Raw genomic sequence first — 25,801 nt, 5'->3', positions numbered from 1 at the left:
TCGGTTTACCTCGTTACCCTTCGTTCACTCATGACACCGGCCCTGTAGGAGCCTGCTTGCAGGCGAACCGCCCCTGCCCTGGCGGTCTCTGGCGGGTGCTTCGCCTGCAAACAGGCTCCTACGGGCAAAATATCCAGCGAGCGTTATCGGCGGCGGCCCGCAGCGATACCGCCGAGCAGCAGCAGGAACAGCGCAACGGCGACCAGCCACGGGAGCCAGGGCATGCCCGCCGCCGCGTCGCCGGCCTCCTGCCCGCCTTCGGCCTCGGCCGGCTCGGGGATCTCCTGCATCTCTGGTGCCGTCGGGTCTTCCAGCGGCTGGATCTCGGTGACACGGCTGGGGTCGGCTTCCGGCTCCGCCCGATCGATCTGTGCGGCCGCCCGCACGGCGTCGAAGGCCTCGCGCAGCTCGGCGTCATCCAGGCGCTCGGCCACCTCGTCCAGCATGGGGTGATCCGGGCGCGTGTGGCCGCTGCCGGGCAGGCCGTGCTCGACCACGAGTTCGGCAAAACGCTCGGACAAGGCATCCAGCACCTCGGGATCGGCGTCCCAGAACCCGTGGCTGGCCGCGACCAAGTGCACCGCCTGCAGATGGGTCTTCACGTGCACGTTGTGGCCGTCGGCCAGGAACGCGTCCAGGCCCAGCCCGTGGCGGTCCTGCAGATACACGTCGTGCACCTCGTCCCAGACCCAGGAGCGGATGATCTCCGGATTCGTCACCTGCCAGCCCCACAGGTTGTCGACGAAATCCCGGGCCATGGTGCGGGCCCCGGCATAGCCGTGATCCATCAGCGGCTCGATCCATTGCGGGTTCAGGTTCTGGCCCTGCAGTTCGCGCATCAGTGCCCGGCCCAGAGCCTCCACCCTGGGATCGTCGGGATCGGCGTGCTGCAGCACGCGGTTGTCCGGCACCGCGCCGCGGATGCTCTCGACCGCGGTGGACAGCCCGCCCTGGAAATCGAACCCGTCATCGTTGTCCAGCAGGCCGTAGAGGTGCGAGGCGCGCCCGAGATAGGTGCGCCCGACCTGGCCCAGGCGGGCCTCGAAGGCCTCGTGCGCGGAGCCACCGGACTCATCCGCGCCATAGGCATGCCCCATCCGGCGCATATAGGCCGCCCCCAGTTCGGCACGGTCCTCCCAGGCCCCGGAACGGTCCGCGAGACGATTGACCCCGGCCCCATAGGCCCCGGGGGCGGTACCAAACACACGCAGCGCGGCCTGCTGACCCGCTTCGACGCCATTGAGGCCTGCGCCGCGCAGGGCCTGGGTGTCCTCCACCCACTGCGCGGCCACATCGTTACGCGCCAGCGGCTCGTCGCCCGGATCGCGCAGGTCCGGCCCCAGCGGGGCGAGGGCCGCTTCCAGTGCCTCTTCCAGCTCGGGGTACTCGGCAAGGATGGTCTCGGACGAGCCATCCAGGGCCAGCCGCGCGGCACGATCCAGCCACACCAGCTGGTCCTCGTAGAGGTCGCGGAACAGACCCGAGGTCGTGAACAGGGCATCGCGACGGCGATCGCGCCCGGCCTCGTCGAGGTCCATGCGTTCCAGCCCCTGAACGATTCCGCGGCTGTTCCAGGCCGGGCGAATGCCCAGCATGTCCAGGCCAAAGGCGATCATCACGCCCTCGTCGCGCACGGTATCCGACGCCCAGAGGATGATCGCCTCGCTGCCATCCGCCTCGGGATCGCCGTGCTCACGGGCGTCCGCAGCCAGTTCCTGGCCGATGCCCCAGGCGATGCGCGTGGGCACCAGATCCGCCGCCAGCGCGTGGAAGTTGCGCCCGGTCGGCAACACCTCCGGCGTGCGGATCGGATCGTTGCCCTGCCCCGGTGGCACGAAACGGCCCTCCAGTGCCGCCAGCAGATGCGCGCGCTCGCTGGCCGGGGATCCACGCAGCTTCGCGTCCCAGTCGTCACCGACCGCGGCGTCACCCGCCATCGACTCGAGCATGGTGTCCACGGCCTCGTCGCTCCAGTCGCGCCCGAACACGTGCAGCCCCAGCGGCATCTGGTCTTCCTGCATGTCGGTCAGGTAGTGGCCGATCTCGTGGACCAGCAGCTCCTCGTCCATCTCCGCGAGCGAGGTGGTTGCGTGGTCGTCATGACCCTCGTCCGCATGCTCGTTCTCGTGGTCATGCTCATGGGCATGTTCGTGCGCTTCATCCCCATGTTCCCGGTGATGGTCCGCATCCCGAGACTCGTCGCCGTGATCATCCTCGTGACCTTCGCCGTGCCCGGAATCGGGTTCATCATGATGACCGTCGTGGTGATCCCCGTGGTCGTCATGGTGGTGCCCGTGGTCATGATGATGGCCCCGGGCCAGTTCGTGCTCGATGGTCTCGGTCAGGCCGAGATTCTCGATACGTTCGCGCAGGGTCTGGGCCGCCCGCGAACGTGTCGCGGCATCCGGCTGCGCGGCCGCCTCGTAGGTCTCCACCAGCTGGCGCAGCTCCAGCAGGCTGTCGTACAGCTCCGTGGCTGCCAGCGGCGGGGTCAGGTGGCTGATCATTACGCCCATGGAGCGGCGCTTGGCCTGGATGCCCTCACCCACGCCATCGACGATGTAGGGATAGATGATTGGCAGGGCGCCCCCGAGGATCTCGGGGTAATCATCCGGCGCCAGCCCCGCCCGCCGCCGCGGCAGGAATTCGCGGGTCGAGTGGCGCCCGACATAGACCAGTGCATCCGCCTCGAAGTGATCGCGGATCCAGTGGTAGAAACCGACATACTGGTGGGTCGGCGGGAACGTGGTGTTGGCGTGCAGCAGGCGCTCGCTGACCTCCCAGCCGCGCGGCGGCTGCGGGCCGATGAACACGTTGCCGAACTGGATCCCCGGGAACAGCATCTCGCCGTCGCGGGTCATCGCCTCGCCCGGCGGCTCGCCCCAGCCGGTCAGGCCGGGGATACCCGTGCGCACCAGGGCCTTGCGCAGTTGCTCGGTAGTCGCGTGCGCGTCTTCCCCCGCCAGCGTGGCCTCCCAGGCCTCCTCGAACTGGGCCAGCAGGTCCAGCGCCCGATCCCGGGCCACGTGCGGATAGCTCTCGAGCATGTGGCGCAGGTCACCGACACCGCTTTCCAGCGCGGCTTGAGCAAGTTCGACCTTGTCGGCGGCTTTGGCTACCCCCAGGCGCGCCTGCAGGTAGCCGATCGGGCCATCCACCAACTCGGCCCGGATCGACTCCGGCAGGATGGCGAAATAGGCCTGGTACTGCTCGCGATCGAGCGCGGCCACCCGGCCGGCGATCGCGTCCAGCGCATCCGCCTGCTCCGGAAGGTTCACCGCCCGGTCCTGGATCAGATCCAGCAGGGCTTCGGCATCCTCCGGCACCTCGTCGCCCAAGTCATAGCCGGCCGACTCCAGGTTCTGCAGGATCTCCAGCAACGACTCGGGGACATCCAGCTTGTCCGCGCCGATGTTCTGGCGACCTGGCGGATGGTTGTAGTAGACAACCGCGACCCGCTTTTCCGCGTTGTCGAGACTGCGCAGACGCTGCCAGCTCGACACCCGCTCGGCCAGGGCCTCCACGCGCTCGCCCACCGGCTCGGTCAGTGTCAGGCGCACACCCGTGCGTTCGTCCTGTTCCGGGGCGCCCGCGGCCGCCAGCACCATCGGCTGGCTTATGCCCTGCAACTCCGGCATGGCCACGTGGTAGTGCACCTTGTCCCAGGGGATGCCTTCGTGCGACAGCCGCCACTGGGTCGCGCTCACGGCCGCCAGTCGGATGCCCTTGATCACCGGGACATCCAGCTCGCCGAAGGCCTCGGCCACCGCCTCGCGGTTGCCGCCCCCGCCGACCACGAAGTCCTGCAGGCTCACGATCCCCGCGAGATCCGCCGGCCCGGTCACCTTCTCCAGGGTCTCGATCGCCTCGCGGCTCGCCCCGCCCCAGCGCGCGAGCACCACAAAACACTGGATATCGCGATTCTCTAAGGCCTCACAGGCCGCATCCAGCAGGGCGCGGTCGCCCGGCCGGTCGCCGGTATCCAGATCCAGGAGCGCCACGGCCGGACCCTCCTCCAGATCGAGGGCGTCCGGATCGGGGCTGGAGCTTCCATGGCGATAGTAACGGATGGTCTCGCGCGGGTCCGGGTCCGGTACGTCGATCGCGTGGCCGCCATGCGCGGCCAGCCAGCGCATCAGGCCCTCCATGTTTTCCGGCGTGCGCCCCTGGTAGAACGCCCGCCCGGTCAGCCAGTCTGCCTGCTCGGGGAAGCGTTCCTGCTGCTGGGCCAGGTGCGCGCGCGGATCCTCACCCGGGTCCGGGTTGGCCGCCAGTTCGGTACGCATTTCGTCATCGAGACCCGCGAGTACGGCCTCACTGTCGATCCGCGACAACGCCGTCAGGTGGCGCACGCTGTTAATGGCCAGGATCGGGGCCCCCTCGGGCGGCGGGGCCTCCCGCAACAGACGATCGAGGCGCGCGGCCTGATCCCCGAAGACGGCCGCGACGAGCACCGCGTCCGCCTCGCGCCACAGCGCCGACACCGCCTCGTCCGACTTGTCCGTGAGCTGCTCCGGGGTGCGCAGTACGACCTCCGCCTCCGGATATGCCTCAAGGAAGCGATGCGCCCCGGCGGCGACCTCCGCCGCCGAGCGATCGGAGACGACGCCCACCACCAGCGGTCCGGCCCCGGCCGTGCCGACCCCGAATAAAAAAAACGCCAAAGCCATCAGAATTGTGCAACGAAAACGCATGGAGACTTCCCGAAAAACAGGCGCAAGGGGCCGCGAGGCGTGTACTCGACACGCCCGCGACCGTTGCAATGGGAATCAGGCGCCGCCGCAGCGACGCCGATCAGACGAGCACGTCAGCCGCGCTGGCTGGCCGGCTGCCAGAGGATCTCTTCGCCGTTCTCGTGGCGCGCGAGGACGCGACAAAGCACGAAAAGGAGATCCGACAGCCGGTTGATGTAGGCCAGCGAACCCGGGCGCAGCGCTTCGTGGTGGTTGAGCGCGACAAGACGCCGTTCCGCGCGCCGGCAGACCGTGCGGGCGATATGACAATCGGCCGAGGCCGGCCCGCCGCCCGGGAGAATGAACTCCTTCAGGGCCGGCAGATCGTCGTTGAAGGACTCGAGCTCCACGTCAAGACGCTCCACCGACGCATCCGGCAACGCCTGATGCCCCGGCACCGCCAGTTCCGCCCCCAGATCGAACAGCTCGTGCTGCACCAGCGCCAGCGAGCGGCGAACCTCTTCGGGCAGAACGTGCGTCAGCAACCGGCCGATCACACTGTTCAGCTCATCCACATCTCCGAAGGCCTCGACCCGATGCGAGTCCTTGTCCACCCGCGAGCCGTCACCGAGGCCGGTTCGGCCTTCGTCACCCGTGCGGGTCGCAATCTTCGACAGTCGATTACCCATGGATCACCTCTGCTGATAACGCAGTTTCACGAACGCGGCACGCCCCGGCTGGTTGTAGCCAAGCGCCGTCTCGTAGTCTTTGTCGAACACATTCTTGACCGAAGCCTGGAGCTGCCATTCCGGGGCAATCTGATAGCTCGCACGCAGATTCACCAGCCCGTAACCGGAAAGCCGTATATCATTGTTACGATCGTTATACGACCGGCTCTTGGCAATCACCGATCCACCCGCCGAGAAACGCTGGAACTGCCGATCCAGATCGAAGCGGGCAGTTACCGGGGACCGGCGAGGTAGTTCATTGCCTGTTTCACGATCCTCGGCATCCAACAACGTCAGTGAAGCGCGCGAAAGCCACTGACCACGCTCATAACCGCCTTCTATCTCCAAGCCCCGGATTCGCGCTTCCTCTACGTTTTCCGGTGGAGCGAACCCTGCAATCAAATTGTCGACCCGAGTTTCAAAAATGCTTACATCCAAGTAGCCGGGTTCCACCGAATAACGCGCGCCCAGTTCGAAGGTCTCCGACTCCTCCGGATCAAGATCCGGGTTCCCGCGGAAGAATCCAATATCGGGGTGGTAGAGTTCGTTAAACGTTGGCGCCTTGAATGCCGTCCCGTACGATGCCCGCAGACGCCACGCTTCAGCCACCTGTATACCCCAGGCCATCTGACCAGTCGTTTTGCTGCCGAACTGCTCATTGTCGTCGTACCTCAACGAACCTTCCAGCAAGTGCCTCCCGAGATCTGCTTGAAGAATCCCGAATCCGCCAACGTTATATCGACTAGTCTCCGCATATTCTTCGGCGCCCAAGAACCCAGGATCATCGACGTCAATCCGATCTTCACGGGCATCTAAACCTGCCGTCAACAACAAATGGTCAGTTAGGAATATCTCGTTCAGCCAGTCAACAGAATCCCTCTTGGTGTCATACTGCGACGCAAAGCTTCCATCCGTGTAACGGTCGTTTTCGTCCCGGCTATGCGAGACGCTGAGTTCCGTATCCCAACGATCTGTTAAACGCAGCCGAAGACCCGCACGGATCGCTGCATGCACATAGTCGGTGTAGTCATCACCTTCAGTACTGTCGAACTCGGATTCACCCTCTGAATAAAGGATGCTGCCGAAGACCTCGATCCCATTATCCAAGCGATGTGAAACCTTGGTTGCCAGGGAGGTGTTGTCATAGCCATCGCGGTCTTCATCGCCCACTCCGTCCTGGACGTTGATACCGTCGGTCTCGAAATGGCTGACCGAAAGGCTGTAGTTCGTGTTCTCGGTCCCGCCAGCGACCCCCACCCCAGTTTCCCAGGTATTGAAGCTGCCACCACCAACAAACGCATCGACCTTTGGCGGGCCCTTGCGGCCTTCCCGGGTGAAGACCTGCACGACCCCACCAATCGCGTCCGAGCCATAGATACTGGTACGCGGACCACGCACGATCTCCACGCGCTCGATTTCCTCTGGCGGAAGAAACTGCCAACTGGCACCACCCGTAGTCGCAGAACCCATGCGCACGCCATCAATCAAAAGAAGCGTGTGGTCGGAGCTCGTGCCACGCGTGTAAACGGAAGAGGTCTTCCCGAACGCGCTGTTCTGGGAGGTCTCGATCCCGGCGCGGCCCTCCAGAAGATCGGTGAACTGCTGGGGTTGCAGGCGTTCGATCTCTTCGCGGTCGATGATGGTCACCGAAGCGAGCGTCTCATCCACCGTCTGGGCGATGCGCGAGGCGGTGACCTGGACGGTCTCCAGCGTCTGGGCATCGTCGGTATTCGGTGTGTCCGCCAGGGCGGGACTGGTGGCCAGCAGGATGGCCGCGGAAAGTGCTGTGCGTTTCATTGTGTAGAGTCTCCCGGCGAGCCGCCCGCACGCCGTTGATTCGTCGGGATCGCGCAGACAGGGGGAGACAGACACGAGGGGGATCGGCCACGACCGGCGAACGGCCCGGCACGATCATCCGCCTCGCATGCCCGCCGCATGCCGCGCGATCATTCCCTGGCCGGTCTCCGGACTGACGAGCGTTCCGGCGCGGCGCCTTCCCGAACGTCATGTTCAGTGGCACTGGCCGCGACCATCAGAGACCGACTGGTGGTCTCTCGCTCGATCACCGTTGCGGGGGCAGCGTCGGACTCGTCCCGAGGCCTTGCAGCCCGCCGGAGACTCACCGATCTTCCCGTTTAACCCGCCAAGCAGCGCTTGGTCGGGCACCGAGGAACGCAGCGAACCCTACACAGTTGGGCGCAAAATTACCAGCCGCTACCCCCCCGTGCGATCCCGAGTGACACTAGCAGGCTCGCATACCGGCGCCGATCAGCGGCGGCGCCGTTCCTCCGCGTACAGGTAGCGGGTCCCGCGCTTGAGCAGCAGACCCCAAGCCTTGTCCTGCAGCATGGCGTCGAACTCGGGCGAGCGCTCGGCACGCAGCGCCACCGGGTGCGACTCGTCCCCGGTATGGGTCGCCAGCATCTCCAGGCGCTCGCGATTGGCCCCATAGTGGCTGACCAGGAAATCGCGCATGGAGTCACTCAGTGGCAGGTTGTAGATGCGCGTGAGGCGCAGCGCCAGCCACTCGGCCATGCGCCCGAGATCCTGCCGGACCTTGCGCACCATCGCCGAGCCCAGGCCTGCTTTGGCATCCGCGCTCATGCCCACGTAGAGCCCGCCCAGATAGGCCGCGGGATTGGCATATATCGCGCGCTGGATACTGGGATTCGTAAGATCCACCAGCGGCTCCATGATCAAGGCGAGCTGGATCCCGATCCGCTTGGCGGTCTCCGCATCCAGTGCCGAGCCGCCAAAGTAAAACAGGTCACCCTCGCGCTCGATCTTGAGTTCCTTGAGGAAAGAGCAGAAGTGGCTGGCCAGTTTCAGCTTCTGGTCGTCGGTCAGTTCGATCAGCTCCTCGCTCACCCGGATGCCGCGCACGCTGCGCTTGAACCAGCGCTTCTCGCCGCGCTTCTCCACCTGCGCCCGACGCAGGGCCTCCCAGCGTTCTACTGCGTTGATGTAGCGGCTTTGCGACTGCATCAGGTGGTCGCGCGCCTCACGCAGGTCCTCGACTCGGCGCAGCGCAAGACCGAGGAGCTGCCCATCCGCGGAATTTTCCGGAGGTTCGAGATCCTCCAGTCGCTGCAGCGCCTCCAGCACCTGACGCCCCAGACTGACGATCGGCTCGCGCAGGGCCTGTGGATCCAGGCCCGACGCCTCGTGCTGGGATAGCAGGATGCCGAGGGAGCGCAGGCGGCTGACCACCCCGGCCTGAGCCACACGGAAGCGGTTGCCCTGGGATTCGAGGCGGTCCAGGGCAGCCCCGAGCTGCCAGCCCCCCGACCATTCGAAGCTCAGCCGCTTGATCTGGCGTCCGTTCTCCAACTCGAAGGCGAGGACAAAGATCGCTTGCACGTCGTCGAGGGTGCAGCGCGCCAGGTCATCGGCGTCCGCGGCGGAAAACAGTCGATCCAGGAACTGATCCACCCGGCGCACACCGTCCTCCTGGGTTGGCGCCACGCCCCGCAGGCGGTCGCGCAGGAGGTCCGCAACCTCCGGCGCCTCGTGGTGCAGCTTCTCCAGGGCCGCGAGCCGGGAGTCCTCGGTCGCATCCACCAGATCCGCGACGCGCGAGCGCAGACCCAGGCGACGATAAATCTCGATCTGCTCCGCGGCGGCCGCCAGGCTGGCATCGCCGGTCATCTCGCGCACCGCGACCGCCACGGCCTCGGGGGCGATATCCACTTCGTGCAGCAGGACTTGGGCTGCCTTGCGCCGGCGCATGTCCGGGGTCATCTCGCCCATCGCCAGGTCGCGGGTGACGAACAGCAGATCCGGCAGCAAGTCGATGGTGTTGCGCAGCTGATCGCGCGAGCGCTCCTGGCGCTTGCCCCGTGTGGCGTCCGCAACGAAACGCGCGACCAGGCCGATGACCCCGAACAGCAGGGTGTAAACGGCAAAGAAGATGAAGTTCTGTGCCGGGGCGGCGTGGCCGAAACCGAGGAAGTAGCCGCCCTGCATTGCCAGGAACGTGACTGGCCCGGCGGCCCACAGCAACTGCAGGAAGTTCAGCGACCAGGGTACGCGCCGTGCGGTGGCGGCCACCTCGGTAATGCGGCTGCGCCCGGCCGCCTCGATCAGGACGTGCTCCTGTGACGGTCCGCCGGCCTGCGGGCTTTCCTGGCCCTGTGCCTCCCTGCGTTTACGAAAGCGACCGAACACGCGCCCCTGCTCCGGAATGGGTGGTTACCGCCGGCATGGCCGCAACGTGACCACTAGTGTAGGGAATGCGCGTTCGGTTCGCCCGAGTTTTGCAGTACTTTCGGGATCGGCCCCGGATCGCTCCCCTCGCCTTCAGGCGGCGTCGCTGGGCTGTGCCCGGGCCTCCCCGGGCGGGGTGGAGATCACTTCGGGGGCATCGTCACGATAGAGGTAATCGCGGGTCAGCGGCACCGCATCCTGCTGCTTGGCCATCTGCACATGGAAGACCACCTGGCCCCACCAGCGGAAAGTGCCCTCGCAACTCGCCAGGTAAAACTCCCACATGCGGCAGAACCGCTCATCGAAGCGTTCGACGGCCTCGCCCCGCACCTCCTGGAAGCGGCGATACCACTCGGCCAGCGTCTCGGCGTAATGCAGGCGCCAGAACTCGATATCGGTGGTGTCCAGCGGCGTGGGCTCCAGCGCGCCCATCACCTCGGACAGGGCCGGCGTATACCCGCCCGGAAAGATGTACTTGCTCAACCACGGGTTGGAGGTGCCAGGCGGCTCCTGGCGCCCGATGGTGTGCAGCACCGCGATGCCTTCCGGCTTCAGCAGATCATGCACGCGCCGGAAGAACGTCTCGTAGTTGGGCGTGCCCACATGCTCGAACATGCCGACGCTGACGATGCGGTCGTACTGGTCGTCGTGTTCGCGGTAGTCCTGATAGAGGAACCGCACCCGATCCTCGAGTCCCCGACGCTTGGCCTCGTCACGGGCAACCCGCAACTGCTCCTTCGACAGCGTCACGCCATCCACATGGACACCGGCATGCTCGGCGAGATGGAAGGCCAGACCGCCCCAGCCGCAACCGATGTCGAGCACCCGCATGCCCGGCTCCAGCATCAACTTCTTCCGCAGCATCGCGCACTTGGCCTGCTGCGCCTCTTCCAGCGTCATATCCGGGCGCTCGAAATAGGCGCAGCTGTAGAACATGCCCTCGTCCAGAAACTGACGATAAAGCCACTCATCGACGTCGTAGTGATGGGCGATGTTCTGGTAACAGCGCGCCACCTTGTTGCCCTGCTCGATCAGGGCCCGCAGCATGCGCACTGCAGGGTTGACCCGCTGCTTGAACATCGGCGCGAAGTTGCGCATGGCCACGTCGAGGAACACCTGCAGGCCCTCGGGGCCGGGCGACCACAGGCCGTCCATGTAGGTCTCGCCCAGCTGGAAACCCGGGTCGCGCCCAATCTTGCGTAACGCCGCCTTGTCATGCACCTGCATGGTGATTTCCGGCGCCCCGTTCCCGAAACGCTGCTCACGGCCATCCGGATGCCGCAGCACGAAGGTCCCGTAGCGTATGTACTGCTCCAGTAACCGCTCGATCATCTCTACCCCTGTCCTTGTTCTAGCGGTCGGGTCTCTCAGCCCCCACGCGTAACGCCGAACGTGACCGTGCCGCAGACTCTAGACTCAGTCTAATAACCGATGTCTCGCATTGTCCACGCAGCCGCCGGAGGGAGAAGACACCGAGCACATCTTGATGTGCGGCCCGGCTGACCGACGGCAATCCCTTCTGTAATCGCCTACAACTCATGGGGACAGTACCGCATTCCCGCGCCCGATGGCATACCCCGAAGATCGCTTTCCCCAACGTCGAAAAAACGGCTACCCTGCACCCATGACGCTACGACCCACCCAAGCCTGCCAGCACTGCACCCTGCGCCAGCTTTGCCTGCCCATGGGCCTGCCCCAGGATGAACTCTGGCAACTCGACCAAATCGTCCAGCAACGCCGGCCGATCGCCAAGGGTGCGCCCCTGTTCACCATGGGGACCAAGTTCGAAGCGCTGTACGCGGTCCGCACCGGGGCACTGAAAACGGTGCTGATCTCCGATGACGGGACCGAACAGATCACCGGCTTCGCGCTGGCCGGCGACCTCCTGGGGCTGGACGCGATCCACTCCGGCAAGCACCCGGTCAGTGCCATTGCACTGGAGTCCACCAGCGTCTGCGCCGTGCCCTACGGCCATGTCGACGACCTCGCCGGCCGCCTTCCGACCTTCCGCCAGCACATGATGAGCGTGATGAGTCAGGAACTGGCCCAGGACGAAAGCCTGCATGCCTTGCTCGGCCAACGTACCGCGGAGCAGCGTCTGGCGACCTTCCTGATCGCCCTGTCGGAGCGTCATCGCGCCCGCGGCCTGTCCCCCGAGCGGTTCTACCTGCCCATGTCACGGGCAGACATCGCCAACCACCTGGGCCTGACCCAGGAAACCATCAGCCGGCTGTTTACTCAGCTGCGCAACCAGGGCGTAATCAACCTGCACACCCGGGACCTGGAGATCCTCCAGCCCGACGGCCTGCGCAACACGGCCGGGGTCACCTTCACCTCCGCCGCGAGCAGTGCCTGAACCCGGACCCAAGCCGGAGCCAGGGAAACCCCCACTGGCCACAGGCTTCGCCCCCTTCTGGGATTTCGCTGCCCGCCTCTGGACCGACCCCGTCGCGCGTGAGCGCTTGATGCGCTGGCAGGACGAATTTGGCGTGGACGTGATGCTCGCGTTGTTTGCCCTGTGGTACCCGCAGCCCCTCAGACCCTCGCAATGGCGCGTACTGCGGCAAACGGCCCGGCGCTGGCAGTCATCCTCCACCGAACGCCTCCGCGCACTGCGCCGGCGGCTCCACACCCCCGAGCGCAACGCGCTTTACCGCGCGGTGCTGGCACTGGAGCTTCAAAGCGAGCGGCTCGCCGGCCTGCAACTGCTCGCGGAGGCCCGGCACCTGGCGCCGCAGACCACCCCCGCATTCGCCATCGACCCCCAGCGCCGATTGCGCACCCTGTTCCCCGATCTGCCGGACGCCGAGATCCGCGACGGATTGCGCGAGTTCATGGCCGCCTGAACCGCGCGTGCTGCACGCAAGGGCGCATTCCGGCTATGCTCTTAGGGAAACACTCATCCATGTACACGTTCGCGTTGGCACCCCAGGTTTTCCGAACCAAGGCGCGGTGCGCAGCAGGTAGGGGCTTCTACCTGCAAGCGGCGCAACGCAGGATCGGGGAACCTGGGGTGCCAACCCCACAAGCTATTGAATGCAGGGGCTCGGCCGCTTTTGCGCGCGCACGGCGTTGCGGCTCCCTTGTGCAGAATGACTGCACGGCAGTCACCGCGCCTTGTTCGCACGAAAAAGCGACTCGAGCGCGAACGTGTACATGGATGAGTGTTTCCCTAACCCATTGACCGAACACGGCAGGATTCATGTCGGATGATCTGCGCAGTCAGCTCCTGAAAACGGGGCTGGTCGACGAAAAACAGGTTCGCCAGGCCAAGTCGCAAAAGCACAAGGCCCAGAAAGGCAACGCGAAGAAGAAGAAGGACCGCAACACGGGTCCGGAACCGGGCGTGGCCGAGGCGCGCAAGGCCGAGCAGGCCGAGCGTTCGCGACAGAAGAACCGCGAACAGCAGGAACGTGCCGAACGCCGGGCACGCCACGCGCAGATCCGCGAACTGGTCAGCGCCCACCTGGCGCCGATTCCCACCGGCGATGCCGCGCTGGATTATCACTTCCAGCAGGGCGGGCAGATCCGCCACCTCCCGGTGACCGCCGACCTGCAAAAGCGCCTGGCCGACGGCCGCGCCGCGCTTGCCGGCCTGGATGTGCGCCCGGAAAAGGGGTTCCGGGTCATCCCGCGCGAGACCGCCGACCGCATCCGCGAGCGCGATCCGGAATGGCCACTGGTCATCCCCGCCGAGGACGAAACCGGATCGGAACCTGCCCCGGACGACCCATACAAGGACTACGTGGTACCCGACGACCTCATGTGGTGACCCGCAGGGGAATCCCTGCAGGCCAGCGATCCAATCAGTCGGTTGCGCGCTTCACGTCCGCGGCGGGCATGCCGCTTTGCTGCGGGCGCCGCGCCTCGTCACTGGACATGTCCTGCGGCGTGATGCCGCCCTGCTCCAGGCCCTGGGCGGGGCCGGCCGACTCCTCCGGCTCGCCGCCGCTGCCGCAGCCTAGCGCCAGCAGACCCACGGCCGTCAGACCGATCACCAGGGGGGCGGCTCGCTGAATCTCTCGCATCATCTTCACTCTTGATCCATGTGTACTCGAAGCCTGCAAACTCTGCGGCGGGCGCGCAACATCGAGTGTAACAGGCGGGGGTTCCGGCAAGGGCTTCAGGCGGCGCCCACCGGCAGGATCCGGGTCCCCGCTTGCCCGGCCAGGATAGCCGCGGCGTCCTCCAGCGAACCGATCCCGACCCGAATGCCGCCCTGGGCAGCGCGCCGTGCAGCCTCCATCTTCGGCCCCATGGAACCGCCCGGGTACGCCGCCGGCTCCACGGCCGTAACCAGAAGCGCCTTCAGGCGCCGGGCGTCCGGCGTGCCCCAGTCCATGTAGACGCCGTCGACATCGGTCAGCATCAACAGCCAGTCCGCCCCGACATGCGCGGCCAGGCGCGCGGCCGTCAGGTCCTTGTCCACCACGGCCTCGATGCCGTATAGACGCCCGACGCCGTCACGCGCGACCGGTACGCCGCCGCCCCCGGCACAAATCGCCACCGACCCGCCATCCACGAGACTGCGAACGGCCTCCATACCCAGTAGGCGTTGTGGCTCCGGCGATGCCACCACCCGCCGCCAGCCCTCGCCGTCTGGCGCCACGTCCCAGCCACGCTCGTCGGCCAGCGCGCGGGCGCGGGCCGCGTCCCAGGTCGGGCCAATGAACTTTTCCGGGTGGTCGAAGGCGGGGTCGTTCGGGTCGACCTCGGTCTGGGTGAGCAAGCTTGCCACCCGGTCATGGCCCAGCGCGTTATGCAGCTCCCGCGCCAGGATGTAGCCGATCATGCCGTGGCTCTCGGCCCCGACCACATCCAGCGGCCAGGCGATGCGATCGCATTCCGCCTGATTGGCGAGCAACCCCACCTGGGGCCCGTTGCCGTGGGTGACGACCACCTCGTGCGCGCGCGCCACGGCCGCGATGGCTGCCGCCGCACGCTGGGCGTTGTGCTGCTGGGCCTCGGCCGAGGGGGTCTCGCCGCGTTGCAGCAGGGCGTTGCCGCCCAGCGCGATCACGATACGCATGGCGGGCCTACTCCGTACTTGAAGGGTTCGGTCAGGTGCGCGGGAGCGTGACGCCGCGCTGGCCCTGGTATTTGCCACCGCGGTCCTTGTAGGAGGTCTCGCAGACCTCGTCGGACTGCAGGAACAGCATCTGCGCCACGCCCTCGTTGGCGTAGATCTTGGCGGGCAGCGGCGTGGTGTTGGAGAACTCCAGCGTCACGTGGCCCTCCCACTCGGGCTCCAGCGGGGTCACGTTCACGATGATGCCGCAGCGCGCGTAGGTCGACTTGCCCAGACAGATGGTCAGCACATCGCGCGGGATGCGGAAGTACTCGACCGTATGCGCCAGGGCAAAGGAGTTCGGCGGGATAATGCAGCAGTCCGACTGCACGTCCACGAAACTGCCCTCGTCGAAGCCCTTGGGGTCGACAATGCTGGAGTTGATGTTGGTGAAGATCTTGAAGTGATCGGAGCACCGCACGTCATAGCCGTAGCTCGAGGTCCCGTAGGACACGATCCGCTGCTCGTCGCGGTAGCGGATCTGGCCGGGCTCGAAGGGCTCGATCATGCCCTTCGTCTCGGCCATCTCCCGAATCCAGCGGTCCGCCTTGATGCTCATTGGCCCTGTCCCTGGTGGCGCACCGGATCAGTTGTCCTGGATCACGATGTTGGGGAATTTGCTGCTGTAGTCCTTGGACTGCTCAGCCAGCTTGGCACCCGTGCGCCGTGCGATCTCGCGGTAGATCTCCGTGATGCGGCCCTCCGGGTCGGCGACCACGGTGGGTTCGCCACCGTCCGCCTGCTCGCGGATGCGGATGTCCAGCGGCAGGGCGCCCAGCAGATCCACGCCGTATTCCTCCGCCATGCCCTCGGCGCCGCCCTGGCCGAAGATGTATTCCTCGTGGCCGCACTTCGAGCAGATGTGGATGCTCATGTTCTCGATGATGCCGAGCACCGGCACCTCGACCTTCTCGAACATGCGCAGGCCCTTGCGCGCATCCAGCAACGCGATGTCCTGCGGCGTGGTCACGATCACCGAACCGGAGACCGGGATCTTCTGCGACAGGGTGAGCTGGATGTCACCGGTGCCCGGCGGCAGGTCGATGATCAGGTAGTCCAGCTCCTTCCAGTTGGTCTCGTTCAGGAGCTGCTCCAGCGCCTGGGTAACCATCGGGCCACGCCAAATCATTGGCGTGTCCTCGTCGATCAGGAAACCAATGGACATCGCCTGCACGCCGTGGCGCTCCAGCGGCTCCATGCTCTTGCCGTCCTTGGATTCCGGCTTGTCCTTGATCCCCAGCATGCGCGGCTGGCTGGGGCCATAGATGTCGGCATCCAGGATACCGACCTGCGCGCCCTCGGCGACCAGGGCCAGCGCCAGGTTGACCGCGGTCGTGGACTTGCCCACCCCGCCCTTGCCGGAAGCCACGGCGATGATGTTCTTGATCCCCGCCATCGGCTTCAGGCTCTTCTGCACCGCGTGGGTCGTGACCTTCGTGCTGATGGTGACCTCGGAGGACTCGAGCCCGGCCACACCCGCCAGTGCACCCTGGATGGCGGCGCGCAGCTCGTCGTGGTACCCAGCAGCGGAATACCCCATCTGGATATCGATCGCGGCACGGGCACCGTCCACGCGAATGTCCCGGACCTCGCCGGCGGCGACCAGGTCCTGCTCGAGGTACTTGTCCTGAACGGTCTTCAGGGCGTTTTCGATCTGCTCTCGCGCGAGTTCGGCCATGGGTACGTGGCATCCGATGTTGGGAGTGATCGCGCGATTCTACTGGCCTCGGTGCACCACGCCAATGGCACCACGAGCCACCCGTCCTTTCCGAAGCCCCCAGGCGCGAATCAAGGCAGGTGTCAAGGCCCTTGCGACGGTTTTATGCACAAAGGACCTGAAGATAGGGAACATCGGCCAAGATAGGCGAACAAGCATCTAAGTCGCTGCACAATTGTTCCGCAAAGTACTGTTTGTCCTGCCTTCTTATGTGTTGGTCGTTTTTTAACCAATTTGTCATGCGGCCTTGTGTGGCAAGGCCTCGCGACCGATTCCACCGGGTTGCCCACAGAGTTATCCACAACTTCTGTGGACAACATGCCGGAGCCCTTGGCACGCCTCGACAACCCGCGAGCCAAACCCGACAATAGCGCCCCTGCACCCGCGCCCGGTGCCACCCAAACGAGCCAAGCAATGACCGATACCCCGCGCAAGATCCTCGTCACCAGCGCCCTGCCCTACGCCAACGGCCCGATCCACCTGGGCCACCTGGTGGAATACATCCAGACCGATATCTGGGTGCGCTTCCAGCGTTCGCGCGGCCACGAGGTCATCTATGTCTGCGCGGACGACGCCCACGGCACGCCGATCATGCTCAAGGCGCGCGCCGAGGGCATCGAGCCGGAGGAACTGATCGCCCGCGTGCGCCAGGAGCACGAGGCCGACTTCGCCGACTTCCGCATCGGGTTCGACCACTACCACTCGACCCATTCGGACGAGAACCGCGAGCTGGCCGGGCAGATCTACACCGCGCTGCGCGATGCCGGACATATCGAGACCCGCACCATCGACCAGGCCTATGACCCCGAGGCCGGGATGTTCCTGCCCGATCGGTTCATCAAGGGCACCTGCCCCAAATGCGGCGCCGCGGAACAGTACGGCGATTCCTGCGAGGCCTGCGGCGCGACCTACAGCCCGCTGGACCTGAAGGACCCAGTCTCCGCGATCAGCGGTGCGCGCCCGGAGTCGCGCGCCTCCGAGCACTACTTCTTCAAGCTCGGCGACTTCGAGGCCTTCCTGCGCGAATGGACCCGCTCCGGACGCCTGCAGGACGCGATCCGCAACAAGCTGGACGAGTGGTTCGACACCGGTCTCAGCGACTGGGACATCTCCCGCGACAAACCCTACTTCGGCTTCGAGATCCCCGATGCGCCGGGCAAGTACTTCTACGTCTGGCTGGACGCACCGATCGGCTACATGGCGAGCTTTCGCGCCTACGCCGCGCAGCAGGGGCTGGACTTCGACGCCTGGTGGGGGGCGGACTCCGACGCCGAGCTGTATCACTTCATCGGCAAGGACATCGCCTACTTCCACACCCTGTTCTGGCCGGCCATGCTGCACGGTGCGGGCTATCGCACCCCCTCGGCGGTGTTCTGCCACGGCTTCCTGACCGTCAACGGGCAGAAGATGTCCAAGTCGCGCGGCACCTTCATCCGCGCCCGCGACTACCTGGAGCACCTGAACCCGGAATCCCTGCGCTACTACCTGGCCGCCAAGCTGGGCGACAGCGTCGACGACCTGGACCTGAATTTCGAAGACTTCGTGCAGCGCGTGAACTCGGACCTGGTCGGCAAGGTGGTCAACATCGCCAGCCGTTGCGCCGGCTTCATCAACAAGCGCTCCAACGGCGAACTGGCCGCGGAACTCCCGCGCCCGGACCTGCACGAGGCCTTCGTTGCCGAGGGCGAGGCGATTGCCGAGGCGTTCGAGAAGCGCGAATTCGCCCAGGCGATGCGCCGCATCATGGCCCTGGCCGACCAGGCCAACCAGTACATCGACGAGGCCCAACCCTGGGTCCTGGCGAAGCAGGAGGGCCGCGAGGCCGAGGTCCAGGCGATCAACACCCAGGGGCTGGACCTGTTCCGGATCCTGATCGTCTATCTCGCCCCGGTGCTGCCGAAACTGGCCGCCGACGCCGCCGAGTTCCTGAACCTGGAAGACACCCGCTGGGCCAGCCGCGAGCCGCTGGTCGGACGCAGCATCCAGAAGTTCAAGCCGCTGATGACCCGCATCGAAGCGGAGACCATCGACAAGCTGCTGGAGGCGTCGAAGGCCACCCTGGCCGCGACCGAGGCATCCAGCGCCACCGACAACGCCGCCCCGGAGGCGAACGTGGATCCGATCGCCGCGACCATCGACTTCGACACCTTCGCCCAGGTGGATCTGCGCATCGCGCGCATCGCCAACGCCGAACACGTCGAGGGCGCGGACAAGCTGCTGAAGCTGACCCTGGACATCGGCAACGAGACGCGCCAGGTATTCGCCGGCATCAAGTCCGCCTACGCGCCGGAGGACTTGATCGGTCAGCATACGGTGATGGTCGCCAACCTGGCCCCGCGCAAGATGCGCTTCGGCGTCTCCGAGGGCATGGTGCTGGCCGCCGGCCCGGGCGGCTCGGAGCTGTACATCCTGAATCCGGATGACGGCGCCCGGCCCGGCATGCGCGTCAAGTAGTGCCCGCCCCCGGCGGCGCGATTTACGCAGAACACCCGCGGCCCATGGATTTGCGCCCGTTGCTCGCGTAAGCTGCCGCTCTTTTCTCGGTCCCCGGACGCATGGAACAAAGCCCCGAATTCAAAGCACAGGTCCGCCTGCTGGCCGACGCCGGACGCGAGCTCGCGGAACGCGGCTGGCTCCCCGCGCGCACCGGGCACTTCTCCGCGCGCCTGGATGACCAGCACATTGTCATTACCGCTCCCGGGCGCGGCAAGGATCTGCTGGATGCGCACGACTTCATGGTCGTCGATCTGGAAGGCCACCTGATCTCCGGCAGCGGAGACCCCGGCCCCGAGACCTTCCTGCACATCATCATGTACCGCCACGACCCCAAGCTGGGGGCCGTGCTGCACACGCACAGCGTCCACGGCACGGTGCTTTCGCGCCAGGTCGCCGGGACGCTGTTGCTGCGCGACTACGAGGCCCTGCGCGAACTCCCGGGTTGCGAACACCCCTCGCGCGGCCTCCAGATCCCGGTGTTCGCCAATCACCCGGACATGCAGCAGCTGGCCGCCCAGGTCGACGCCGCCATGACGCGCCATCCGGAGCTCGCCGGGTATCTGATCAACGGGCACGGCCTCTACACCTGGGGTCAGACCGTAGAACTGGCGATGCAGCGAACCGAGGCCTTCGAGTTCATGTTCGAATGCGAGACGCTGGCCCGCCAGCTCGTCGTGTAATGGCCGCCTCTGCCGCGCATTCGGCGCCTCAGGCCATCATCCTGGCCTTCGAAGGGATCCTTGCCCCATCCGGCGTGCTGCGCGAGACGCTGGAGCCACATGCCCAGGAGGCGCTGCCCGGCTTCCTCGAGCGTCACGCGGAGTCCACCGCGGTACAGCGCACCCTGGCGGATATCCTCGCCTACTCCGGGCGCGAGCTGGACGCGGATGGCCTTCTCGCCCAGATCCGCGCCTGGATTCGCGGCGGCCAGGACATTACCCCGGTGCGCCAACTGCAGGGCATGGTCTGGGCGGACGCGCTGGAGGCCGGCGCGCTGCAGCCGCAACTGGACGCGGCCACAGCCGAAGCCCTGGTGCACCTGCACGCGGCCGGCGTCGCCCTCTACAGTTTCGGCGCAACCCCGGCCCCGGTGCAGCGCGACTGGCTGCGCCACAGTCCGCACCCGGAAGTGGAAGAGTGCCTGGACGGGCTGTTCGATACCCGGATCGGGGGCCGGCGGGATGCCGGCAGTTACCGCCGTCTGGCGGAAGAGATCGGCCGCACGCCCGAGACGGTGCTGGTCCTGTCCGCGCGTGGCGACGAGCTCGATTGCGCTCACCAGGCCTGGCTCATGACCGCCCGGCCCGAGGCCGACCCGAATCCGCAGGACGCGCATCCGGTACGGTCCTTGAGCTCGCTCATGCCCGCGGGCGCGCAGGGCGGCTAGTCTCTTACTCGGGACCGCTGACAAGAAGGTTGTCCGCCGCACACCTGGAACCCGCCCAAAGACGGGGTCAACCCGCAGAAAGCGGGTACCCACGAAGCCCTCGGGGTTGAGTACGCTGTACCACTCCCGGATACTGTATTGTTGACCTGACGACTCGGATTTAACGTGGAATACGTCCTGATACTCATCAGTACGATCCTCGTGAACAACTTCGTACTGGTGAAGTTTCTGGGCCTGTGCCCGTTCATGGGGGTCTCACGCAAGGTCGAGACGGCCACCGGCATGGGCCTGGCCACGACCTTCGTGCTGACGTTGTCCGCGGTCAGCTCCTACGTGATCAACGAGTACCTGCTGCTCCCGCTCGGGCTGGAGTACCTGCGCACCATCGCCTTCATCCTGGTGATCGCCGCCGTGGTGCAGTTCACCGAACTGGTGGTGCGCAAGACCTCGCCCCTGCTGTACAACGTGCTGGGCATCTTCCTGCCTCTGATCACTACCAATTGCGCGGTGCTGGGCGTCGCCCTGCTGAACGTCCAGGAGGCGCACAACTTCGTCGAGTCGGCCCTGTACGGCTTCGGCGCCGCGGTCGGTTTCTCGCTGGTCCTGATCCTGTTCTCCGCCATCCGCGAGCGGATCGCGGTGGCCGACGTGCCGGTGATGTTCCGCGGCAGCGCGATCGCCATGATCACCGCCGGGCTGATGTCGCTGGGGTTCATGGGCTTCTCCGGGCTGGTTCGGCTGTGAGCGTGCTGTACGCCATCCTCGCGATCGGCGGCCTGGCCGCCGTGTTCGGGGTGATTCTGGGCTTCGCCGCGCAGCGCTTTCGCGTGGAGGCGGATCCAGTCGTCGATCAGATCGATGCCCTGCTGCCGCAGACCCAGTGCGGCCAGTGCTCGTATCCCGGCTGCCGCCCGTACGCCGAGGCCATCGCCGCGGGCGAAGCGGACATCAACCGCTGTCCGCCCGGCGGCCAGGCGACCGTGCGTGCCCTCGCGGACCTGCTCGACCGCGAACCCACGCCCCTGGAGGAAGAAGAACAGGAGAAGGCCGTCGCCATCATCGACGAGAACATCTGCATCGGCTGCACCCTGTGCATCCAGGCCTGCCCGGTGGACGCGATCCTCGGGGCTGCCAAGCAGATGCACACCGTGATCGAGGAAGAATGCACCGGCTGCGAGCTGTGCATCGAGCCCTGCCCGGTGGACTGCATCACCATGGTCCCGGTCGGCACCGACATCACCGAATGGCGCTGGTCGGAGCCGAACCCTTCGCCGATCGAACGGCCCATCCACGTCATCGCGGACGGTTCGCGGCAGTCCGGCTGAGCCGGATGCCCGCGAACCGTTAGAATACGCTTATGCAGCTGCATCGCTTCCATGGGGGCCTGAAACTGGCCGAAGAGACCGACGCCAGCACCCGCGACCCGGTGCTGGTGATGGGCGTGCCGTCCCGGCTGATCGTCCCCCTGGGCCAGCATATCGGCGAGGCGGCGGAGCCCTGCGTGGCAGTCGGGGACCGTGTGACCAAGGGCCAGCGGATTGGCCAGTCCAAGGGCTATATCGCAGCCCACGTGCATGCCCCCACCTCCGGCGAGGTGGTAGAGATCGCCGACCACGCGGTACCCCACCCTTCGGGCCTCAGCGCCCCCTGCATGACCATCCAAAGCGATGGCCGCGACGACTGGGGCGAAACCCGCATGGAGCCCTGGCTGGACTGGGACACCCGCGACCCGCGCAAGCTGCGCCAACGCATTCGCGATGCCGGGATCGTCGGACTGGGCGGGGCCGCCTTTCCTACCGCGGTCAAGCTCAATCCGCGCGCCGGCCAGCGCATCCACACGCTGATCGTGAACGGGGCCGAGTGCGAACCCTACATCAGCGCCGACGACTCGCTGCTGCGCAGCGCCCCCGAGGCGGTATTCGAGGGCATCCGCATCGTCGCCCACCTGCTGGGTGTGGAGCGCGTACTGTTCGCGGTGGAAGACAACATGCCGGAGGCCATGCGGGCACTGACCGAGACCCTCCCCGGCGAGCTGCGCGAACGGGTCCAGTTGGTCTCGGTGCCATCCATCTATCCCACCGGCGGCGAGCGCCAGCTGATCAAGGTCCTCACCGGCCAGGAGGTCCCCAGCGGCGGCCTGCCGGCGGATATCGGGATGATCTGCAACAACCCGGGTACCTTCAAGGCGGTCTGCGATGCGGTGATCCAGGGTCGCCCGCTATTGTCGCGCATCGTCACCGTCACCGGGCCGGGCGTGCAGCATCCGCGCAATGTCGAGGCCCTGCTGGGGACCCCGTTCGCCGATGTGATCGCCGCCGCCGGTGGCTATGCCGAGGGCGTGGACCGCCTGGTGATGGGCGGCCCGATGATGGGCTTCGCGGTCCATGACGACGCCATCCCGGTGATCAAGGGGACCAACTGCCTGCTGGCGACCCGCCCGCAGGACACGCCCGCACCCGGCCCGCTGATGCCCTGCATCCGCTGCGGCGAGTGCGCGGCCGTCTGCCCGGCGCAACTGCTGCCGCAGCAGCTGTACTGGCAGGCCAGGGCCAAGGACTTCGACGCGACCCAGGAGTACGGCCTGTTCGACTGCATCGAATGTGGCTGCTGCGCGCATGTCTGCCCCAGCAACATCCCGCTGGTGCAGTACTACCGCTATGCCAAGAACGAGATCTGGGCGCGCGAGAAGGAGCGCCAGAAGTCGGATATCGCGCGCGAACGCTACGAGTTTCGCCAGGAACGCATCGAGCGCGAGGAACGCGAAAAGGCCGAACGCATGGCCAAGAAGAAGGCCGCGCTCAAGAAAAAAGACAGCAGCGCCGACGGCGACAGTAACGAAAACAGTGACAAACAGGCCGCCATTCAGGCCGCGCTCGAGCGCGCCCGAGCGCGCAAGGCCGCCAAGGCCGGGGACGCCGTCGAGGGCGCGGCGACCGAGCAAGCGGACAAGGCGGCCGCCACCCCCGAGACGCACACCGAACCCGCCCAATCCGGCGAACGTGATTCCACGGACACGGGCAACCGCTGATGCGCTTTCGCACCGAATCCTCGCCGCACATGATCCCGGCCCACTCGGTGGGTGGGGTCATGCAGCAGGTCCTGATGGCGCTGGTGCCCGGCACCCTCGCCATGGCCTGGTTCTTCGGCTGGGGCGTACTGGTCAATGTGGTCCTGGCAGTGCTGTTCGCGGTGGCCTTCGAGGCCGCGATCGTCGCCGCCCGCAAGCGCCCGGTGATGGCCACGCTGGGCGACAACTCGGCGATCGTCACCGGCTGGCTATTCGCGCTGGCGGTACCGCCGCTCACACCCGTCTGGGTCACCCTGATCGGCATCGCCTTCGCCATCATCGTCGCCAAGCACCTGTATGGCGGGCTGGGCTACAACCCGTTCAACCCGGCGATGGTCGGCTACGTGGTGGTACTGGTCTCGTTCCCGCGCGAAATGGCCCTGTGGCCGGCCCCGGACACCCTGTCCGAGATGTCGCTGGGCCTCGGGCAGACGCTGCAGACGGTCCTCACCGGCAGCCTCCCGGCCGCCATGGACTGGGATGCCATCACCCGCGCCACACCGCTGGATGCGATGCGCGAGGGCCTGGGCGCCGGGCGCACGGTCAACGAGATCACCACCAGCCCGCTGTTCGGCACCTTCAGCGAAACCAGCTGGGAGTGGATCGGCAATTTCTTCCTGCTCGGCGGGTTGTACCTGTTGTTCCGGCGGATCATCCACTGGCACATCCCGGTGGCGGTAATCCTGGGCGTGGCGATCCCGGCCGGCTTCTTCTGGATGCTGGACCCGGACTCCTTCGCCTCGCCGGCCTTCCATGTATTCAGCGGCGCGGTGATCATCGGCGCCTTCTTCATCGCCACCGACCCGGTGTCCGCCTCCACCACCCCGCTGGGGCGCATCCTCTACGGGGCCGGTATCGGCCTGCTGATCTTCGTCATCCGCACCTGGGGCGGCTACCCGGATGCGGTCGCCTTCGCCGTACTGTTGATGAACATGGTCGCGCCGACCCTGGACCACCTGACGCGCCCGCGCATCTTCGGGCGCGAGCGCCGCGGACCGCCGCCGGGGGACGGCCATGGGTAACCTGAAGCCACGGGACATCCTGCTGGCGACCGCCCTGCTCGCTGGTTTTGCCGCCGCCGGGGCCGGCATCGTCGCCCTGGTACAGGACTCCACCGAGGCGCGCATCGCGGAGAACCGCATGGCGGTCAATCGCAACCGCATCGCGGAGCTGACCGGGGAACTCGACTACCGCAACGACCCGGTCCACGACACCATCGATCTGCACCACGAGCTGCTGGGTGGAGGCCCCCTGCCGGTCTGGTTCGCCCGCGATGCCGAGGACGAGGTGGTCGGTATCGTCTTCTCCGCGATCGCCCCGGACGGCTACAGTGGCAATATCCACCTGCTGATCGGCGTCGACCGCGACGGCGAACTCCAGGGCGTGCGGGTCTCCGCGCACCGCGAGACCCCGGGCCTGGGCGATGCCATTGAGGCCGAGCGCTCCGACTGGATCCGCGGCTTCGACGGGCGCTCGCTGGGCAACCCACCGACCGAGGGCTGGCACGTGCGCAAGGACGGCGGGGTCTTCGACCAGTTCACCGGGGCCACCATTACCCCGCGTGCGGTGGTTCGCGCCGTCTATCGCACGCTGGAATACTTCGACCATCACCGCGACGAATTGCTGGCGACCCGGCCCGAGGAAACCGGCTCCGTCACGGAACCGCTCCCGACCAGCGAGACCAACGGGGACGACGAGGCAAGCCGATGAATCCGACCCTGACCGACATCATTCGCGACGGCCTGTGGCACAACAACCCCGGGCTGGTGCAGCTGCTGGGACTGTGCCCGCTGCTGGCGATCTCCGGCACCATGGTCAACGCGATTGGCCTCGGCATTGCGACCACCCTGACCCTGCTGCTGTCGAACGTGCTGGTCTCGCTGATCCGTGACCATGCGCGCCCGGAGATCCGCATCCCGGTGTACGTGCTGATCATTGCCTCCATCGTCACCGCCATCGAACTGGCGATGAACGCCTGGTTTCACGGGCTGTATCTGATCCTCGGCATCTTCATCCCGCTGATCGTGACCAACTGCGCGATCATCGGCCGCGCCGAGGCCTTCGCCTCACGCAACTCGGTCCCGCGCGCGGCGCTGGACGGGCTGATGATGGGGCTGGGCTTCACCGGCGTGCTGATTGCCCTGGGTGCCCTGCGCGAGGTCCTCGGCCAGGGCACGCTGATGGCCAACGCCCACCTGCTGTTCGGCGACTGGGGCCACGGCATGACCCTGCAGCTCTACCCGTCCGAGCACGGCTTCCTGCTGGCCCTGCTGCCCCCCGGCGCCTTCATGGCCATGGGCCTCCTGATCGCCGCCAAGAACTGGATCGACAGCCAGTTCGAAGCGGAACCGAGCCCCACCGGCGACGAGACCGCGACCGCAACCGAGGCGAGCCCCGACAACGCCTGATCGGCTCCGGCCTTGATTCCTGGCTGTCAGCCGGTAAACTTCCGGCGCCAC

Annotated in this window: 21 protein-coding genes and 1 riboswitch; of the genes, 12 read left to right on the top strand and 9 right to left on the bottom strand. The window is 66.5% G+C overall.

Annotation, left to right across the window (positions count from 1 at the left end; genetic code table 11):
• Positions 1 to 143: 143 nt before the first annotated feature.
• From G315_RS0109265 to G315_RS0109240, 5 genes are all read right to left on the bottom strand, one after another.
• Positions 144 to 4,694, bottom strand: a complete 4,551-nt coding sequence (locus G315_RS0109265) for a cobaltochelatase subunit CobN (RefSeq protein ID WP_026338859.1) — start codon at positions 4,692 to 4,694, stop codon at positions 144 to 146.
• A 113-nt stretch (positions 4,695 to 4,807) separates the two neighbouring features.
• On the bottom strand, positions 4,808 to 5,362 hold the full coding sequence (locus tag G315_RS0109260) for a cob(I)yrinic acid a,c-diamide adenosyltransferase (protein WP_019563163.1): 555 nt from the start codon (positions 5,360 to 5,362) through the stop codon (positions 4,808 to 4,810).
• 3 nt (positions 5,363 to 5,365) lie between these two features.
• Positions 5,366 to 7,198 carry a TonB-dependent receptor domain-containing protein gene (locus G315_RS0109255; RefSeq protein ID WP_019612374.1) on the bottom strand — a complete coding sequence of 611 codons (1,833 nt, stop codon included), beginning with the start codon at positions 7,196 to 7,198 and terminating at the stop codon, positions 5,366 to 5,368.
• Positions 7,199 to 7,338: 140 nt separating this feature from the next.
• Positions 7,339 to 7,586: riboswitch (cobalamin riboswitch) on the bottom strand.
• Between the two features lie 83 nt (positions 7,587 to 7,669).
• On the bottom strand, positions 7,670 to 9,568 hold the full coding sequence (locus G315_RS0109245; RefSeq protein WP_019612373.1) for a hypothetical protein: 1,899 nt from the start codon (positions 9,566 to 9,568) through the stop codon (positions 7,670 to 7,672).
• A 132-nt stretch (positions 9,569 to 9,700) separates the two neighbouring features.
• Positions 9,701 to 10,939, bottom strand: a complete 1,239-nt coding sequence (locus G315_RS0109240) for a cyclopropane-fatty-acyl-phospholipid synthase family protein (RefSeq protein WP_018146025.1) — start codon at positions 10,937 to 10,939, stop codon at positions 9,701 to 9,703.
• Between the two features lie 292 nt (positions 10,940 to 11,231).
• On the opposite strand from G315_RS0109240, the gene fnr reads away from it, so the two are divergent.
• The 3 genes from fnr to G315_RS0109225 all read left to right on the top strand — a co-directional run bounded on the left by fnr (position 11,232) and on the right by G315_RS0109225 (position 13,379).
• The gene (gene fnr / locus G315_RS0109235; RefSeq protein ID WP_038034789.1) at positions 11,232 to 11,963 is read left to right on the top strand and encodes a fumarate/nitrate reduction transcriptional regulator Fnr; all 732 of its coding nucleotides are present in this window, start codon (positions 11,232 to 11,234) and stop codon (positions 11,961 to 11,963) included.
• A complete protein-coding gene (locus G315_RS0109230; RefSeq protein ID WP_026338858.1) occupies positions 11,956 to 12,453 on the top strand; it encodes a DUF2390 domain-containing protein in 498 nt (165 codons plus the stop codon). The genes fnr and G315_RS0109230 overlap by 8 nt, the downstream gene beginning before the upstream one ends.
• A 356-nt stretch (positions 12,454 to 12,809) precedes the next feature.
• Positions 12,810 to 13,379, top strand: a complete 570-nt coding sequence (locus G315_RS0109225) for a DUF2058 domain-containing protein (protein WP_019612371.1) — start codon at positions 12,810 to 12,812, stop codon at positions 13,377 to 13,379.
• A gap of 34 nt (positions 13,380 to 13,413) precedes the next feature.
• Here the strand turns inward: G315_RS0109225 and G315_RS0109220 are convergent, their stop codons facing one another.
• The 4 genes from G315_RS0109220 to apbC form a co-directional block, all read right to left on the bottom strand.
• A complete protein-coding gene (locus G315_RS0109220; protein ID WP_026182140.1) occupies positions 13,414 to 13,635 on the bottom strand; it encodes a hypothetical protein in 222 nt (73 codons plus the stop codon).
• A gap of 95 nt (positions 13,636 to 13,730) precedes the next feature.
• Entirely contained in the window at positions 13,731 to 14,636 is a 906-nt protein-coding gene (locus G315_RS0109215) for a carbamate kinase (protein WP_019612370.1), read from the bottom strand.
• 31 nt (positions 14,637 to 14,667) lie between these two features.
• Complete coding sequence (gene dcd / locus G315_RS0109210) at positions 14,668 to 15,234, bottom strand: dCTP deaminase (RefSeq protein ID WP_018146031.1); 567 nt, start codon at positions 15,232 to 15,234, stop codon at positions 14,668 to 14,670.
• A 27-nt stretch (positions 15,235 to 15,261) separates the two neighbouring features.
• A complete protein-coding gene (gene apbC / locus G315_RS0109205) occupies positions 15,262 to 16,353 on the bottom strand; it encodes an iron-sulfur cluster carrier protein ApbC (RefSeq protein WP_018146032.1) in 1,092 nt (363 codons plus the stop codon).
• Positions 16,354 to 16,806: 453 nt separating this feature from the next.
• Between apbC and metG the strand changes: the two genes are divergently transcribed.
• The 9 genes from metG (at position 16,807) to G315_RS0109160 (ending at position 25,750) form a co-directional block, all read left to right on the top strand.
• Positions 16,807 to 18,846 (top strand): methionine--tRNA ligase, encoded by a 2,040-nt coding sequence (metG, locus tag G315_RS0109200; RefSeq protein WP_019612369.1) that lies wholly within the window; start codon positions 16,807 to 16,809, stop codon positions 18,844 to 18,846.
• A gap of 101 nt (positions 18,847 to 18,947) precedes the next feature.
• Positions 18,948 to 19,568: a methylthioribulose 1-phosphate dehydratase gene (gene mtnB, locus G315_RS0109195; RefSeq protein ID WP_018146034.1), complete on the top strand. Its 621-nt coding sequence runs from the start codon at positions 18,948 to 18,950 to the stop codon at positions 19,566 to 19,568.
• Entirely contained in the window at positions 19,568 to 20,275 is a 708-nt protein-coding gene (locus G315_RS0109190) for a hypothetical protein (RefSeq protein ID WP_018146035.1), read from the top strand. The genes mtnB and G315_RS0109190 overlap by 1 nt, the downstream gene beginning before the upstream one ends.
• Positions 20,276 to 20,440: 165 nt before the next feature.
• A complete protein-coding gene (gene rsxA / locus G315_RS0109185; RefSeq protein WP_018146036.1) occupies positions 20,441 to 21,019 on the top strand; it encodes an electron transport complex subunit RsxA in 579 nt (192 codons plus the stop codon).
• Complete coding sequence (rsxB, locus tag G315_RS0109180) at positions 21,016 to 21,600, top strand: electron transport complex subunit RsxB (protein ID WP_018146037.1); 585 nt, start codon at positions 21,016 to 21,018, stop codon at positions 21,598 to 21,600. Before rsxA ends, rsxB begins: the two co-directional genes overlap by 4 nt.
• A gap of 32 nt (positions 21,601 to 21,632) precedes the next feature.
• On the top strand, positions 21,633 to 23,303 hold the full coding sequence (rsxC, locus tag G315_RS0109175) for an electron transport complex subunit RsxC (RefSeq protein WP_018146038.1): 1,671 nt from the start codon (positions 21,633 to 21,635) through the stop codon (positions 23,301 to 23,303).
• A complete protein-coding gene (gene rsxD / locus G315_RS0109170; RefSeq protein ID WP_019612368.1) occupies positions 23,303 to 24,364 on the top strand; it encodes an electron transport complex subunit RsxD in 1,062 nt (353 codons plus the stop codon). The genes rsxC and rsxD overlap by 1 nt, the downstream gene beginning before the upstream one ends.
• Positions 24,357 to 25,052: an electron transport complex subunit RsxG gene (gene rsxG / locus G315_RS0109165; RefSeq protein WP_018146040.1), complete on the top strand. Its 696-nt coding sequence runs from the start codon at positions 24,357 to 24,359 to the stop codon at positions 25,050 to 25,052. Before rsxD ends, rsxG begins: the two co-directional genes overlap by 8 nt.
• Positions 25,049 to 25,750: an electron transport complex subunit E gene (locus tag G315_RS0109160; RefSeq protein ID WP_018146041.1), complete on the top strand. Its 702-nt coding sequence runs from the start codon at positions 25,049 to 25,051 to the stop codon at positions 25,748 to 25,750. Before rsxG ends, G315_RS0109160 begins: the two co-directional genes overlap by 4 nt.
• Positions 25,751 to 25,801 lie beyond the last annotated feature (51 nt).

Source organism: Thioalkalivibrio sp. AKL7, assembly GCF_000381705.1.
In the GTDB taxonomy this organism is placed as follows: Bacteria; Pseudomonadota; Gammaproteobacteria; order Ectothiorhodospirales; family Ectothiorhodospiraceae; genus Thioalkalivibrio; species Thioalkalivibrio versutus.
Note: the sequence above shows the minus strand (reverse complement) of the source record. Positions and strands in the feature narration are given on the sequence as shown.

Coding starts and splice junctions, on each gene's coding strand:
- rsxG (WP_018146040.1), top strand. CDS start 24,357: ATGGGTAACCTGAAGCCACGGGACATCCTGCTGGCGACCGCCCTGCTC.
- rsxC (WP_018146038.1), top strand. CDS start 21,633: ATGCAGCTGCATCGCTTCCATGGGGGCCTGAAACTGGCCGAAGAGACC.
- G315_RS0109190 (WP_018146035.1), top strand. CDS start 19,568: ATGGCCGCCTCTGCCGCGCATTCGGCGCCTCAGGCCATCATCCTGGCC.
- metG (WP_019612369.1), top strand. CDS start 16,807: ATGACCGATACCCCGCGCAAGATCCTCGTCACCAGCGCCCTGCCCTAC.
- rsxD (WP_019612368.1), top strand. CDS start 23,303: ATGCGCTTTCGCACCGAATCCTCGCCGCACATGATCCCGGCCCACTCG.
- apbC (WP_018146032.1), bottom strand. CDS start 16,353: ATGGCCGAACTCGCGCGAGAGCAGATCGAAAACGCCCTGAAGACCGTT.
- G315_RS0109225 (WP_019612371.1), top strand. CDS start 12,810: ATGTCGGATGATCTGCGCAGTCAGCTCCTGAAAACGGGGCTGGTCGAC.
- G315_RS0109160 (WP_018146041.1), top strand. CDS start 25,049: ATGAATCCGACCCTGACCGACATCATTCGCGACGGCCTGTGGCACAAC.
- G315_RS0109255 (WP_019612374.1), bottom strand. CDS start 7,198: ATGAAACGCACAGCACTTTCCGCGGCCATCCTGCTGGCCACCAGTCCC.
- fnr (WP_038034789.1), top strand. CDS start 11,232: ATGACGCTACGACCCACCCAAGCCTGCCAGCACTGCACCCTGCGCCAG.
- dcd (WP_018146031.1), bottom strand. CDS start 15,234: ATGAGCATCAAGGCGGACCGCTGGATTCGGGAGATGGCCGAGACGAAG.
- G315_RS0109240 (WP_018146025.1), bottom strand. CDS start 10,939: ATGATCGAGCGGTTACTGGAGCAGTACATACGCTACGGGACCTTCGTG.
- G315_RS0109260 (WP_019563163.1), bottom strand. CDS start 5,362: ATGGGTAATCGACTGTCGAAGATTGCGACCCGCACGGGTGACGAAGGC.
- G315_RS0109265 (WP_026338859.1), bottom strand. CDS start 4,694: ATGCGTTTTCGTTGCACAATTCTGATGGCTTTGGCGTTTTTTTTATTC.
- G315_RS0109215 (WP_019612370.1), bottom strand. CDS start 14,636: ATGCGTATCGTGATCGCGCTGGGCGGCAACGCCCTGCTGCAACGCGGC.
- G315_RS0109220 (WP_026182140.1), bottom strand. CDS start 13,635: ATGCGAGAGATTCAGCGAGCCGCCCCCCTGGTGATCGGTCTGACGGCC.
- mtnB (WP_018146034.1), top strand. CDS start 18,948: ATGGAACAAAGCCCCGAATTCAAAGCACAGGTCCGCCTGCTGGCCGAC.